This is a genomic window from Simiaoa sunii, assembly GCF_014337175.1.
GTDB classification, from domain to species: Bacteria; Bacillota; Clostridia; order Lachnospirales; family Lachnospiraceae; genus Acetatifactor; species Acetatifactor intestinalis.
Map to the genome: position 1 here is coordinate 2285655 of NZ_CP060633.1, position 14761 is coordinate 2300415.

Genomic DNA, 14761 nt, shown 5'->3' on the forward strand with positions numbered 1-14761 from the left:
ACATCCCCACTTCCCGCAAGGATGCATGATACATTTTTTATGTTTTCAGCACTATTTACAATTTTGTACCCTTACGTTTTGAGGGTATCTCACAAATTATTTTTTTGTTACTTTTTACCAAATGTCACTTTACTAAAGTATTTCAAAATGCAGCTGCGCATGAGGATCAATGCTGCAGAGGTAGTCGCTTCTCTGATCTGGCTGCGGGTTCCGGAGAAATGATATTCTTTTACCGTAAGTTCTCCCTTAACACAGCATCCGATATACACCAGTCCTACCGGCTTCTCTTCGGTTCCTCCGTCCGGTCCGGCGATTCCCGTCACTGCCACTGCCACATCCGCTTTTAGCAAAAGAGCCGCCCCTTTCGCCATCTCTCCTGCTGTTTTGCTGCTGACAGCACCGTATTTATCCAGCGTGCTCTTACGCACTCCCAGGAATTTTCGCTTAGCCTTATTGGAATAAGTTACCAATCCCGCTTTATAACATTCCGACACACCGGGCACATTGATAATTCTCGCTGCGATCATGCCTCCGGTACAGGACTCTGCAGTAGTCACGGTCAGATCATTGGCAAGCAACAGATCCGCCACTGCCATCTCCAGAGTGGTCTCCTCTCTGGTACTGTAGATATCCCCTCCGAAACGGGATTTTAATTCTTTTACTATTGGTTTGATCGTCTTTCCGGCTGCCTTGGCATTTTCTCCGGAAGCAGTCACCCGGATATGTACTTCTCCGGTCTTAGCGTAGGTGGCTATGGTAGGATTTGTCTGTCCGTCGATCAAATCCTTCAGCGTATCCTCCACCTGGCTCTCCGGCACACCGCACAGCTTTACCATCCGGGAGCAGATCACCCCGGGAGTCAATGCGTCCAGATAAGGAAGTACCTGCTGATCAAACATGGGGATCAACTCCGCAGGAGGTCCCGGCAGCAATACGATCCTGTTCTTCTCCGTTTCCAAAATGATCCCCGGTGCCGTTCCGTTATCATTGTCCAGTACTTTTGCACCTTCGGGCACCATGGCCTGTTTCCAGTTATTCTCCGTAGGCTGAATATCTCTCACTGCGAAAAATTCTGCGATCCGTTCCATGCTGTGGTCATCCACTGACAGTTTTTTCCCACAGACCTTTGCCACGGTTTCCTTGGTCAGATCATCCTCCGTGGGTCCCAGTCCGCCGGATAACAGAATTACATCCGAACGCTCCATGGCACATTTTAACACGCCCGCAAGTCTCTCCGCATTATCTCCCACCACCGTCTGGTAATAGCAGTCCAGTCCGGAAGCAGCAAGCTTTTCCGCCAGATATGCTGCATTCGTATTCACAATATTGCCCAGTAAAATTTCGGTTCCTACACAGATGATCTCTGCTGTCATTGATTTACCGCCTTTCGCTAACATTATCCTTGTCATAGAGTTATCCACAGACAGTATACTACACTTCCAAAGCAGAGAAAAGGAAATCTTTTACTCCAGTGTAAATTCAGCCAGATCTAAACTGCCTTCCCCACGGAACCGGAAATACAAAGGATACACTCCGGCCCTGACCTGTACCGGAATCGTAATCGTCTCCCAGTCCTCAGCAGCAATGTCGCAGATGCAGCTTCCTACTGCAATTTTTTCGGGATCCTGCATCCTTCCTCCTTCCTCATGGCAGGTGACATACAAGGTTCCTTTCATCCTCCCCCGCAATGTCAGCCGGATATTTGATAACTCCTTTCCTTGAAAATAACGGTATCCCACAATACAACCGTCGCTTATTCCCCGAATGTACTGTCCCGGCAGGCTCTCTCTGTCCTCCCCATCCTGTGTGATGCATGCGGTTCTATCATCTATTGGTACTGTCTTTTCATAATATAATACACAGGCAATGTACGCCGGATAAGTCCCCTCTCCTATAAGCCATCCGTTGTTCAGCCCACAGCTGGTAGACTCCACCTGGGCGATCAGCCCCTGTGCATCAATGTTTATCTGTTCCGCTACGCCCTGTCTGCAGAAAGAACTATTGTTTGTATGCCTATGGTCAAAAATATAGTACCTGCCGTTAAGCTCCACCAGTCCTCCATGGGTATTTCCCATGGGATAGCAAGGTTCCTCCTCGGAATAGCCATTCATTCCCACATCCGAAGTGGAATGGATCCGGCCGCCGAACCGAAAATCTTTGTCTGGTCTGTCACTGATAAAATAATACAATCCCGTATTTCTTGCGGAGTAGACAAGATAATAGCGTCCATTTATCTTTCGCATGGACGGTGCTTCGAAATAGACTGCCCCCGCTGCAGCGGAGGATTCTCTGGAAATGGTCAAAATTGGGCCTCTCCGTACCGTCAGCATGTCCTGTTCCAGTTCACACATGTGGCATCCCACAAATTTTCTTCCAAAGCTATCCACTTCACGGTTTGTGGAACAGAACCCAGAATAAAGATAGATTCGTCCATCGTCATCAATAAAAATACTGGGATCAAACTGAAAATATTCTCCTGCTGCTTCCCCGAGAATCTGACCGTCCGGATAGACTACATCTCCCAAATAAGTATAATGCCCCGCCGGGGTATCACAGACTGCCACAGAGATGATCGAGGAATCCGCGATAGAATAATACATGTAGAATCTGCCGTTTCTTCCCTGGATCACATCCGGTGCAAACAAGTAATAGCGTCCATTCTTTTCCGCCTTCTTATGGCATTCATCCTTTATATGATCTGTGTGCCGGAAAATTACACCCTCATATTTCCAATCCGATAGATCAGACAATGGAGCCGACCAGCAGACATAATCATTTTCACAATAATAATTACCTCCGAAACGATCATGACTTCCATAGATATAGAGTCTTTCACCGAACACCCTCGGTTCCCCATCTGGAATATATTCATAGCTTGGCAAATAAGGATTATAGCCCTGTTTTTTCATAATAGTTATCCTTTCTTTTCGTCTCTCTCAGTTTTCTATCTTTCATTTTCTATTTAATTTTTCTCGAAATTCCGGCTTCCGTCTGCCCACTTTCAGATTTTCATTCACCACCTTTTATTCAGAGCTGATGCCTTAGTTTCTCATCCATTCCCTTGTGACTCCACTCCCGCCACTGGGTGGGAGTGCATTCATACCTTTTCTGAAAACAGCGATGGAAAGTCCGCATATTAGGGAATCCGCATTCATAACTGATTTCGGTCACCGTTTTCCTGCTGTCCTTCAGCAGATTACAGGCCATGATCATCCGTTGCTGCGCCACATAAGATGGAAATGAAATATTCAACTGAGAAGAAAAAATGTGGGACAGATAATACGGACTGATTCCCAGCTCTTTTGCCACCTTCTGTGCCGTCAGTTCTCCGGTAATATTGTCGTTAATATATTGCAGAAGTTTCTGCGTAATATTCAGGTCTGAAGGCTTGTCCTTCTTAATGACCGGAACATTTTCATACATATCAGCCAGCAGCGCCATCAGAAGTCCCTTGTCCTGCCTGAACGGTCGTAACTCCTTATTCAGACCAATATCCGACAGAATGTCTAACACCATCTGACCATACCTGCTGAGCGCGTTCTTACGAAAATGGGGAGATTCCATATCATAATAGGTTAATTCCTTCTGAAATTCTCCAATCGAATCCATATCCGCAATGATCAGAAGCATCCCGACCTCTCCCACGGAGTTGTAGGAATGAATCTGGTTCGGGTAGATCATCAGGCAATCTCCGGCAGTCAGATGATAGCTCACCCCCGCTACCGTAGCATCCATCTCTCCTTCCGTCAAATGAACAAATTCCATATGCTTATGCAAATGAAATGGGAAGTTCGGATGCCACCAGACATGGCAGTCATAGACCTTTTTTCTGCTCTCATAAAACGGTTTTACTGTATTCATACTAATCTCTCCAATTCCGCAGACGATTCCTTCCGTCGGAGGAATCTCGAATCAAATTTGTGCTCTTTGTATTCTACATACCATATTCCATTTCAGATTTCCACTGTTTTTCTTAAAAATAGCAATTTTTGTCCTGTATGTTATTTCTTTTTGTCGTGCAGTCAACATATTTTTCACGTACAATCAGATTAAATGAAAGAGGTTCCACATTGAAAACCAATTACCTCTAAGCAAAGAAACGAGATAGTTTATGAATCGTACAGAAGCAAAAGAAAAAGCTGCCGCATTGGTAGCAAAAATGACAATAGAAGAAGCTGCCTCCCAGCTGCTGCACTCCTCTCCCGCGATTCCCCGTCTGGGTGTTCCCGCCTATGACTGGTGGAGCGAAGCACTCCATGGTGTTGCCAGAGCCGGCACTGCCACCTGCTATCCGCAGGCGATCGGTCTAGGTGCAACTTTTGACCATGATCTTCTGCAAGCAATTGCCGCTTCCATTGCACTGGAAGCCAGGGCAAAATATAACGCTTATTCCCAGCTGCAGGACCGTACCCGCTATAAGGGTGTGACTATGTGGTCTCCCAATATCAATATCTTCCGTGATCCCCGCTGGGGAAGAGGTCAGGAGACTTACGGAGAAGATCCCGTGCTTACTGCTACCCTTGGCTGTGCCTTTGTAGAAGGATTACAAACGAAACAGGATGGGTACTTAACCACCGCCGCCTGCGCCAAACATTTTGCGGTACACTCCGGTCCTGAAGCCCTGCGTCATAGTTTTGACGCCAAGGCTACGAAAAAAGATCTGTGGGAGACATATCTTCCCGCTTTTGAAGCCCTGGTAAAGCAGGCGGATGTGGAAGCTGTCATGGGTGCCTACAACCGCACCAACGAGGAACCCTGTTGTGCACACTCCTACCTTATGGAAGAAGTGCTTCGCGGTAAATGGCATTTTCAAGGACATTACGTCTCCGACTGCTGGGCAATCCGGGATTTCCACGAAGGGCACCATGTTACTGCTTTCCCTGAAGATTCCGCTGCTCTCGCCCTAGAGAAGGGCTGTGACTTAAACTGCGGCTGTACCTATGAATATATCTTACAGGCATATAAACAGGGGAAAGTGAGCGAAGAAGAGATCCGCCGCAGTGCCGTGCGCCTCTTCACCACCAGATATCTGTTAGGACTTTTCGATCACAGTGTGTTAGATGAGATTCCTTACAACGTGATAGGATGTAAAGAACACAGAGAACTGGCTTATCAGGCTGCTGTGGAGAGCTGTGTACTGTTAAAAAATAACGGCACACTCCCCCTTTCCCTGAAGGATAAAAAGCGTGTGGCAGTCATTGGTCCCAACGCTGATAGTCATGCCGCATTAGTCGGCAATTACAACGGTACCCCTCCCCTCTCCATCACTGTGGTGGAAGGCATCATAAGGATCTGCGAAGATACCGACTGGGATGTAAATTATGCGGAAGGATGTCTGCTCTATGACGATCCTGCGATACGAAAGGTATTCCAGAATTACCGCATTCCGGAGGCTGTGGCATTAGCCGAGTCCTGTGACCTCGCAATACTTTGCGTCGGTCTCGACGCTACGTTAGAGGGAGAACAGGGAGATGTCGGCAATGCTTTTGCCAGCGGTGACAAACCGGATCTATTGCTTCCCAAGATTCAGAGAGACCTAGTGGAACAGGTACTTGCTACCGACACACCGGTGATCCTGATTGATCTCGCCGGAAGCCCCATAGATTTGTCCGCTTATGAGGATCAGGTGTCTGCAATCCTGCATGCCTGGTATCCCGGTGGCGAAGGTGGCCGCGCCATTGCGGATATTCTGTTCGGCAGAGTATCTCCCAGCGGCAAACTGCCCCTTACTTTCTATTATAATGACAGTCCTCTTCCGGACATTACCGATTATCGCATGACCGGACGTACCTACCGTTATTTGGAAGGCAAACCCTGGAAACCTTTCGGTTTCGGACTGACCTACGGAGAATTACAGATTACAGAAGCTAAGGTATCAGAGGCAGAACACACGAGAGAGAACTCCTCCGCACAGATCACTCTGCACTGTCAGAATCCCACGGGGCGTGACTTAAGTGATGTCATACAGATCTATGTCCATGTGAATGGCTCCGCCAATGAAGTGCCGAATCACAAACTGGCAGCCTTTGAGCGGATCCGCCTGGAAGCCGGAACAGACCGGGAATTACGGATTGAAATTCCCGCCGTGGCATTTACTACAGTAGATGATTCCGGTAACCGTAACTGTGATGGTACATCCGCTACATTATATGTAGGATTTGCCCAGCCGGATCTAACCGCAGAAGGTCAGAAGACCTATGAATACGGCAGAGGACAGATCCTCGAGATCCCATTACACTGAGCACTATGGTGGTAAGCCATTTGCTATAGAGAGATGTATTTTTAAAACAAGAAGGATAAATCCTCTCCTCGCCATGGGGGCTCGGATTTTCCTTCGGAAAACAAGGAGGATAAATCCTCTCCTCGCCATAGGGGCTCGGATTTTCCTTCGGAAAACAAGGAGGATTACAATGAAAAGAAACAAGATCTTAAGCTTACTGCTGTCAGTTTCCATGCTGACCGCACTCACTGCCTGCGGAAGTCAGGGTTCCGATGCTCCCGCAGCATCCACCGCTGCCGGAAGCACTGCAGCGGCTACCGAAAGCGCCGCTTCTTCCGATAACGGCTATGTGCTGGACAAGGTTACCCTTGTCGTTGACGGTACTTTCAATGCATCTGTAGATGCTTATCAGGACAAGTTCATCGAACAGTGGGACGTTGCTGTCAGCGAAGCACTTGGTCATCCCATCAGCCTGAATATCCAGCAGTTAGACCATTCCAGTTATGTAGACGGTGTTGGTCGTCTGTTCGCCAGCGGTGACTACCCTGACGTAATTCTGCTGAATGCAAGCCAGTATGCCGAATATGCAAAAACCGGTCTTCTGTGGGATATGACAGATGCCTATGATAATGCAAAGTTCCAGAGCCATATGGTACTTCCCGCAGTGAACCAGAGCGTTCGTATCGACGGCAGACAGTATGGTCTGTCCACCGGTCTTGGCGGCGGTTGTATCACTTATGTAAAACAGGCATGGTTGGATGCTGTTGGCATGAAGGCTGAAGACGTTACCGACTGGGATTCCTACTATGCAATGTTAAAGGCATTCACTGAGCAGGATCCTGACGGCAACGGCAAGAATGACACTTATGGTGTTGCAGCAGCAGGTTTTATTGGTTCCGAAGCCCCTTATACCAACTACCTGCCTCAGTTCTGGCAGAATGCATACCCCAACTTCACTTATGATGGTAATGGTGTATGGTATGATGGTTTCAACACTCAAGAGACCAAGGATGCTCTGCTTCGTTTACAGCAGGCTTACGCTGACGGCGTTATCGATCCCGAGTCCCTGACCATGGGTACCAAGGATGTTCGTGAAAAGTGGTGGTCTTCCGATCAGTCCGGTTCCTTCGGTGCTTTCACTTACTGGTCCGGTTACTGGAATGATAACCTGATCAACAACATGGACAAAAACGGTGTAGATTCCGGTCTGGCAAGGCTGGCTCCCATCGCCGAAATGGATGGCTACCTGAACCGAGAATCTCCTGTATACTGCATCATTGATGACGGTGACGGCGATGATTCCAGAGAACAGGCAATTTTTGATGCAGTCTTCGAAACCATGTTTGATGGTGGCACTGTACAAACACTGTGGGTATATGGTGCTGAGGGTTATCACTGGTCTACCGAAGCAGAAACTATTGTTACCGGTGAAGGTACCGACAATGCAAAGACCTATGAATATAAAGATGGTGAATTTCATCTTCGCCTGAACCCTTCCGATCCCAGTGCTTTGTGGAAAAAGAATGCTATCGATCCTTCTTCCATGATCTGCTCCTTAGAGAATGGTTTTGAATCCGCTTCCGACCTGACCAAAGAATGCAACGAGTTTTTCTCCGAGCACAGCGTAGATGCTCCCCATTCTGCATCCTGTGATGCCATCACCAACTACGGCGGTACCATCACAGATGCCAAGAATGCAGTCATTGCTGACGTTGTAGTGAAAGGTGGCAGTGTAGACGCAGCAATGGAAAATTATGTGAAAACTACCCAGAATATGGTAACCGAGATTCTTGAACAGCTGAACGCAAAATAAAAGCAGTTAATACTTTTCTCAAATTAACCCTATACAGCAAAAGCCACTTCATATTATGATATGAGGTGGCTTTTGATTTAACTTGAGAGTTAGTTGAATACATTGGCAAAATCCACGAACTCCTGGAGCATGCGATACACATGTCTCGATGTAAGGTCTCCGGATGTGAATTTTCTACGAAAAGTGATGAGTAGTTCTCGTCATGACGGGGCCGCCTACAGTCGACATCCATGTCGACAATCGGCTGGCGCGGACATCGTGTCCGCTTTCCCCCTGCCTTTCAGCACTTTTCTAGAAAATATCAACATCCTCCGACAAACATCTTCGATATGGCACCGCATATGCCGGGAGTTCTGCGTTTTGGAAAGCTTTCAAAAACCAGTAGCCCTGCCAATGGCTATTAGTTTCATAAAAAGATACTTATTTTACTATATTTATGAAAAAAATTCTTAAAATACATTCCTTTTTTTCATAAATTCTATAATATCTCGAATTTTATGAAATTTATTAGTTTTGAAACATAAAAGATGGGGATATTTTTCATAAAAACAACATTTATAACAGTTTTTATGAAAATGCAGAACTTGTTATTAACTTCTGCGCATGTATTCTCAAATGCTCTGCCTAAATAATTGGGATGTTTTTCATAAACCAGCAGAAAAGGACTGCTCCCCCGGACATAGATGCGGCGGAGACTGTGAGATTTTCTTGGAAAGTGGTTGAGCCGCAGGGGCAACGCGAACACGATGTTCGCGTTAGCCAAGCCATGCTTGCATGGCTTTTGGTGCACATGGATGGCAACGTAAAGGCGGCCCCGTCATGGTGAGAAGCACTTGGCCACTTTCCTTTAGAAAATCCACAGTTGTAGCTAGCATCCGAGTCCGGGGCGGGCAGCCCTTTCTGCGTGGATTTTACGGCCCCCTACGTTACGAGCCATGCCCCCAATTCATAAATGTGTAGCAAAGGGCGCTCCACATTTATTTCATTGACGGCTGTCGCCGTATAAAAATAGAACGAAATAACCTCTTGTGTGAGCAAGCTCCCACCGAGGTATTCCGTTCTATTTTTGCATGGCTCGTAACACTCAATTTAAAAAACTACTTTTATCGTCGTTCCTTTTCCCGGTTCACTCTCCAGTTCCAGATTTGCATGGCTTTTAGCGATGATATGCTTCACAATTGCAAGCCCCAGTCCGGTGCCGCCGGTGGACTTGGAACGGCTCTTGTCCACGCGGTAAAAACGCTCGAAGATCCTCTCCTGGTGTTCCTTGGAGATCCCGATTCCGGTGTCTTTTACTATCAGGTAAGTATGGTCCTCTCTGGCATAGGTCTGTACATCCACGCTTCCTCCCGGGTTATTATACCGGATGGCATTATCGCACAGATTGTATAGCAATTCCTCCATCATCTGCCGGTTCGCCGTTACGTAGCACTCCGTACCGGAGAGGGCAATAGTCACATTATGTTTCTCGGCACTCATGGAGAGCATTTCCACACAATTCTGTGCCATCTCATGAATATCCAAAAGTTCCGTATCCGCTTCCCCTTCCGTGCCATCCAGCTCTGACAAGCGAATAATATCATTGATCAGTGTAAGCAGACGATTCGCGCTGTTATGAATCCCGTGAGCAAAACGCACCGTATCCTGTTCGGAAGCCATTCCGGTCTCAATCAGCTCCGCATATCCTGAAATAGATGTCAGTGGAGTCTTCAGTTCGTGAGATACATTTGCACTGAATTCCTGACGCATTCTGGCATTTTTCATAATGTCCTCATGCTGTTTGCGGATCATGACCATGAACGGTGTCAGCTCCTCATAGGTCTGCATTTCCGTACACTCACCTATGTTCTCTGCCAGTTTTTCAATGGGGGCGATCAGCTTCGCGGTCAGCACTTTGGCCGCCACCATGCACAAGATCAGCAGCACTATGAAAATACCAGCCATCATAGGCAGTGCCTGGCTGAAAATGCTGTAAATACTCCTGGCATCTTTGGACAGACGTAAGATACTGCCATCTGCAAGCCGGATGGCATAATAAAAAGTGGACCGGGATAACGTCTCGGAATTACGGACCGCCTCGCCCTCTCCGTCCTGCATGGCTTCCCGGATCTCGGGTCTGGAAGAGTGGTTTCCCATGGCCACGGAATCCGCTTCATTATCATACAATACCCGGCCGTCACTGCCAATGATGGTCAGTCGAAGATCCGATTCCACCGGCACACCGCTTTGCTCAATTTCCTCTACGGAAGAGCAGTTGCTCAGCAACAATCCATAGCTTTTCAGATCCTCCAGTACCTGTCTGCGAAACAGATCATAATAGACCACTGTGATCAATACCATCGTCAGCAGAATCGTCACCGTGGCAATGAGAATCATCATTTTGTTAATCTTTTTCTTCATCTTCTGTTACGCTTTCTCACCGTTCATAATGTATCCCACATTACGTACCGTCTTGATCAGACTGCCTTCTTCCTTCAGCTTCTGACGCAGAGTCTTGATATGCATATCCAGCGTTCTGGACTCTCCCTCGAAATCAATCCCCCACACCCGGTCTAAGATCAGTTCCCTGGTAGTCACGATACCGGCATTCGTCATCAAAAGCTTTAACAGTTCATATTCCTTGTAAGTCAGTTCCACCGGCTCCTTACCTACCATCACGGAATGTTTCTCTCTATCCAGCACAATATTGCCAAGCTTCAAAATCTTATCTTTGTCCTGAGTCTTCTGACTTCTCCGAAGCATTGCTTTGACCCTGGAGATCAGTTCCATGACACCGAAGGGTTTCGTAATATAATCATCCGCTCCCAGATCCAGGCCTTTCACTTTATCGATCTCCGTGGTCTTGGCCGTCACCATGATCACCGGCACCAGTACTGTATCCTGTCTGGTACGAAGCTTTTTCACGATACTCAGTCCATCCTCATCTGGTAGCATAATGTCTAACAGGATCAGATCCGGTGCTGTCTCGTTCAATGCTGCATAGAAATCTGTGGCGGAGTCAAATCCTTTTACCTCATACCCTACATTGGTCAACGCAAAGGTCTCAATCTCCTGAATGTTTTTATCATCTTCTACTACATAGATCAATGCCATCTCACAGCACTCCTCTCTGACTGTGCTTTCTCTTCTTAACTATACCTCTGTAAATCCTTACTCCGCAAGTAATTTTGCATTCTTTTCCATAACACGATCCTGCTTTGTAGGAGGTAACTGGTATTTTTCACGGCATGCCATCACTTTACCCTGAAAATCCAGATTATCCTCCTGGCGCAGTTCATCCAGATAAGCATGCGTATCGAATTCATCTTCATTCACCTGTACCAGGCAGACCGCAATGTTGGAGCAGTGATCACTGACACGTTCAAAGTTCGTGATCACATCGGATAAAATGAATCCCAGTTCAATAGTGCATTTTCCCTTGCGGAGTCTGCGCACATGACGCTGTTTCACATCCAGGCTCAATCCGTCAATAACCTCTTCCATGGGTTCTACCTGTCTTGCCAGGTTCAGGTCTCCCTTTATAAAGCTGTTCATGGTAATATCCAGAATGTCATGTACCGCTCTTTCGAATACCTTCAGTTCTTCCTGTGCTTTATCGGAAAAATCCAGCTTTTTGTCATACATTTCCTGCGCAGCTTCTTTCACATTGCGGGCATGGTCGGAAATCCTCTCAAAATCACCGATGCAATGTAAAATAGTGTTCAGCGTCTCGCTGTCTTTACCGGACAGCTGTCTGGAGCTGAGCTTCACCAGATAAGTACCAAGTTCATCCTCAAAGCGGTCCACATCTGTCTCCATCTGTATTACCTGCTCTGCTTTTGCCTCGTCATACCCCTGCAGTAATTCCATGGCGAGGTCCATTGCCTTGCGGGATTTGTCTGCCATAACAGACGCTACCTGTCTGCTCTGTTCTACCGCATAGGCAGGTGTATCCAGGAATCGGGGATCCAAAAGGCTCAGTGTCTTGTCTGTCTCAGACATTTCCTTCACATCTTCATGCGTAGGCAGTGTCAGGCAGGCAAGCTTTACCAGTCCATTGGAAAATGGCAGCAATACCAGCGTGGCAGCAACATTAAAGCAGCTGTGTACCACTGCAATGCCGAAGGGGGTTGCCACTTCTCCCAAAAAAGCAAAGGGATGAATGGCATTTGCAGTATAAAAGATTCCAAGGAACAATATCGTTCCGATAATATTGAAATACAAGTGGATCAGTGCCGCACGCTTTGCGTTGCGGGAAGCACCGATACCGGAGATCATAGCGGTAACACAGGTACCGATATTCTGTCCCATGATAATGGGAACTGCTGCGCCGAAGCTTACCGCTCCGGTCATGCACAGTGCCTGCAAAATACCTACAGATGCAGAAGAAGACTGGATCACCGCTGTGAGAACGAGTCCTGCCAGCACACCGAATACGGGATTTTGGAACTTGATCAGCAGATTGGTAAACTCCGGTACCTCTGCCAAAGGTGAAACTGCCGCACTCATGGAATCCATGCCAAACATCAGAATTGCAAAGCCCACCAGGATGGTTGCCGCATTTTTTAATTTATCTTTATGGGAAAACAGTAAAATACCCACACCCACGATTGCCAGAATCGGCGAAAAAGAACTGGGTTTGAGCATACGGATCCAGAAGGCATCGCTCTCAATGCCTGCAAGGCTTAAGATCCAGGAGGTCACCGTGGTACCGATATTGGCGCCCATGATGATGCCCACTGCCTGTTTCAGGCTCATAATGCCGGAATTGACAAATCCGACTACCATTACAGTGGTAGCGGAGGAGGACTGGATCACGCCGGTGACCACCGCACCCATCAAGACTGCCTTGATCGGGTTGCTGGTCAGTTTCTCCAGGATACGCTCCAGACGTCCGCCGGAGGCCTGGGACAATCCATCACCCAACAGATTCATTCCGTATAAAAATAGTGCAAGTCCTCCTACCATCTTCAACAAATCAAAAAAGTCCATACTCTAATCCTCTCATTTTACATAACATACTTTACATTTTCGGTTTCTATCTTCACTTTATCGTGCTTATGTAAAATGCAATATCTTCGAATGTAAAATTTATGTAAAATTGCAACGATGCAGAGCCATGAACCTTGCCGGATACTCGTCGAATGCTGGCATTCGTAAGAGTATATGGCAAAGGTTCTTTGGCGAGCACGCCTCAATGAGCAAAAGCAAAGCCTCGCAGAGGCGATTTTGCGAATTGAGGCGCTGCATCGTTGCCGGGATCGTCGAATCCTAGTATAATTTTACCCCTTCCATATCTCCGGTCATACGGAAGATCGCCCACTGGGCAATATTTACTGCATGGTCACCTATCTTTTCCAGGTACTTTGCCATCATCAGATAATCCACTACGCGGTCGGCATCCAGATTCTGTTCCCGGATAGCCTGCATCATCTCTTTCTTCATATCGTTAAAGAGGTCGTCCACCACATCGTCATGCTCCACAACTTTTTGGGCATTCGCTTCATCTCCCTCCACGAAAGCCTCCACAGAATTATGGATCATATCCTTTGCCTCTTCCATCATTTTCAGAAGCAGCTTTTCCTGTTTTCCCTCGGAATTCATATTCCCCATCCGCAGATACAGCTCCACCATATCTGCCACATGATCACCGATCCGCTCAATGTCTGTTACGACCTTCAGTGCTGCACTCACCAGCCGCATATCTCTCGCCACCGGCTGTTGTCTGGTCAGCAGACTTAAGCACATAGCTTCAATGCTTCTCTGCATATCCACCATCTTGTGATCCGTATCCAGCAGAGTCTTTAAAATATCCTCTTTGTTCTCCCGCATTCCATATAGCATACGATCATAACTGATCTCTGCATGTTCTCCCATCTCCGATACTTTATTTTTCAAAGTCTCAAGATCCTGCTCAAATAATACTCTGGGTGACATCTCCCATTCCTCCTATCTTTTCATTCAAAATCAACCAAACCGTCCGGTGATGTAGTCTTCTGTCCGTTTATCCCGGGGTCTTGCAAAGATCTCGGAGGTTGCATTCTTCTCGACCACTTCTCCTACCAGGAAAAATGCGGTATCGTCCGACACTCGGGCTGCCTGCTGCATATTGTGGGTTACGATGACCACAGTGTACTTTTTCTTCAGGGTCTCCATCAATTCCTCAATCTTTAATGTAGAGATTGGATCCAGTGCAGATGTCGGTTCGTCCATAAGCAATACCTCCGGGGATACTGCCAGGGCTCTGGCAATACACAGTCTCTGCTGCTGTCCGCCGGACAGACCCAGTGCGGATTTATGCAGACGGTCCTTTACTTCTTCGAAGATAGCGGCACCCTGCAGGGAACGCTCCACAATTTCATCCAGTTCCTTTTTATTCTTGATGCCATGCAGTCTTGGACCATAGGCGATATTGTCATAGATAGACATGGGAAAAGGATTGGGCTGTTGGAATACCATACCCACCTTTTTACGAAGCAATGTGGTATCCACCCGCTTATCGTAAATGTCCTCTCCGTCCAGGATCACTTTTCCTTCCACTCTGCAGCCGTCCACCAGATCATTCATCCGGTTCAGGCAGCGCAGGAAAGTGGATTTGCCGCAGCCGCTGGGCCCGATAAATGCGGTGATGGCATGGTCTGCAATCTCCATATTTACATTTTTCAGTGCGTGGTTCTCTCCGTAATGGAGATTTAAGCTTTCCACGGTTATTTTACTGTTAGCCATAAGGGTATCTCCTTTTTGTGATT

10 protein-coding genes are annotated in these 14761 nt (G+C 47.2%); 2 read left to right on the forward strand and 8 right to left on the reverse strand.

The genetic code is table 11. The features are described from left to right. Positions 1-107 precede the first annotated feature (107 nt). The 3 genes from H9Q77_RS10490 to H9Q77_RS10500 form a co-directional block, all read right to left on the reverse strand. Entirely contained in the window at positions 108-1373 is a 1266-nt protein-coding gene (locus tag H9Q77_RS10490; protein ID WP_118550465.1) for a competence/damage-inducible protein A, read from the reverse strand. A 90-nt stretch (positions 1374-1463) separates the two neighbouring features. Next, positions 1464-2909 (reverse strand): family 43 glycosylhydrolase, encoded by a 1446-nt coding sequence (locus H9Q77_RS10495; protein ID WP_249325479.1) that lies wholly within the window; start codon positions 2907-2909, stop codon positions 1464-1466. Between the two features lie 118 nt (positions 2910-3027). Next, on the reverse strand, positions 3028-3861 hold the full coding sequence (locus H9Q77_RS10500; protein WP_249325481.1) for a helix-turn-helix transcriptional regulator: 834 nt from the start codon (positions 3859-3861) through the stop codon (positions 3028-3030). Between the two features lie 250 nt (positions 3862-4111). Here H9Q77_RS10500 and H9Q77_RS10505 point away from each other — a divergent pair, with 250 nt between their 5' ends. Both H9Q77_RS10505 and H9Q77_RS10510 read left to right on the forward strand, forming a co-directional pair. Further along, positions 4112-6241, forward strand: coding sequence for a glycoside hydrolase family 3 C-terminal domain-containing protein (locus tag H9Q77_RS10505; RefSeq protein WP_249325482.1), 2130 nt, complete (start codon positions 4112-4114; stop codon positions 6239-6241). Between the two features lie 169 nt (positions 6242-6410). Continuing rightward, positions 6411-8033, forward strand: a complete 1623-nt coding sequence (locus H9Q77_RS10510) for a type 2 periplasmic-binding domain-containing protein (RefSeq protein ID WP_249325483.1) — start codon at positions 6411-6413, stop codon at positions 8031-8033. A gap of 1089 nt (positions 8034-9122) precedes the next feature. Here H9Q77_RS10510 and H9Q77_RS10515 read toward each other — a convergent pair. The 5 genes from H9Q77_RS10515 to pstB all read right to left on the reverse strand — a co-directional run bounded on the left by H9Q77_RS10515 (position 9123) and on the right by pstB (position 14738). Next, positions 9123-10433, reverse strand: coding sequence for a sensor histidine kinase (locus H9Q77_RS10515; RefSeq protein ID WP_022153754.1), 1311 nt, complete (start codon positions 10431-10433; stop codon positions 9123-9125). A gap of 6 nt (positions 10434-10439) precedes the next feature. Beyond that, positions 10440-11126 (reverse strand): response regulator transcription factor, encoded by a 687-nt coding sequence (locus tag H9Q77_RS10520; protein WP_118550463.1) that lies wholly within the window; start codon positions 11124-11126, stop codon positions 10440-10442. 57 nt (positions 11127-11183) lie between these two features. Then, positions 11184-13004, reverse strand: a complete 1821-nt coding sequence (locus tag H9Q77_RS10525) for a Na/Pi cotransporter family protein (protein WP_118550462.1) — start codon at positions 13002-13004, stop codon at positions 11184-11186. Positions 13005-13283: 279 nt separating this feature from the next. Beyond that, the gene (gene phoU / locus H9Q77_RS10530) at positions 13284-13949 is read right to left on the reverse strand and encodes a phosphate signaling complex protein PhoU (protein WP_249325484.1); all 666 of its coding nucleotides are present in this window, start codon (positions 13947-13949) and stop codon (positions 13284-13286) included. Positions 13950-13979: 30 nt separating this feature from the next. Continuing rightward, positions 13980-14738, reverse strand: coding sequence for a phosphate ABC transporter ATP-binding protein PstB (gene pstB, locus H9Q77_RS10535; RefSeq protein ID WP_148448329.1), 759 nt, complete (start codon positions 14736-14738; stop codon positions 13980-13982). Between the last annotated feature and the right edge of the window lie 23 nt (positions 14739-14761).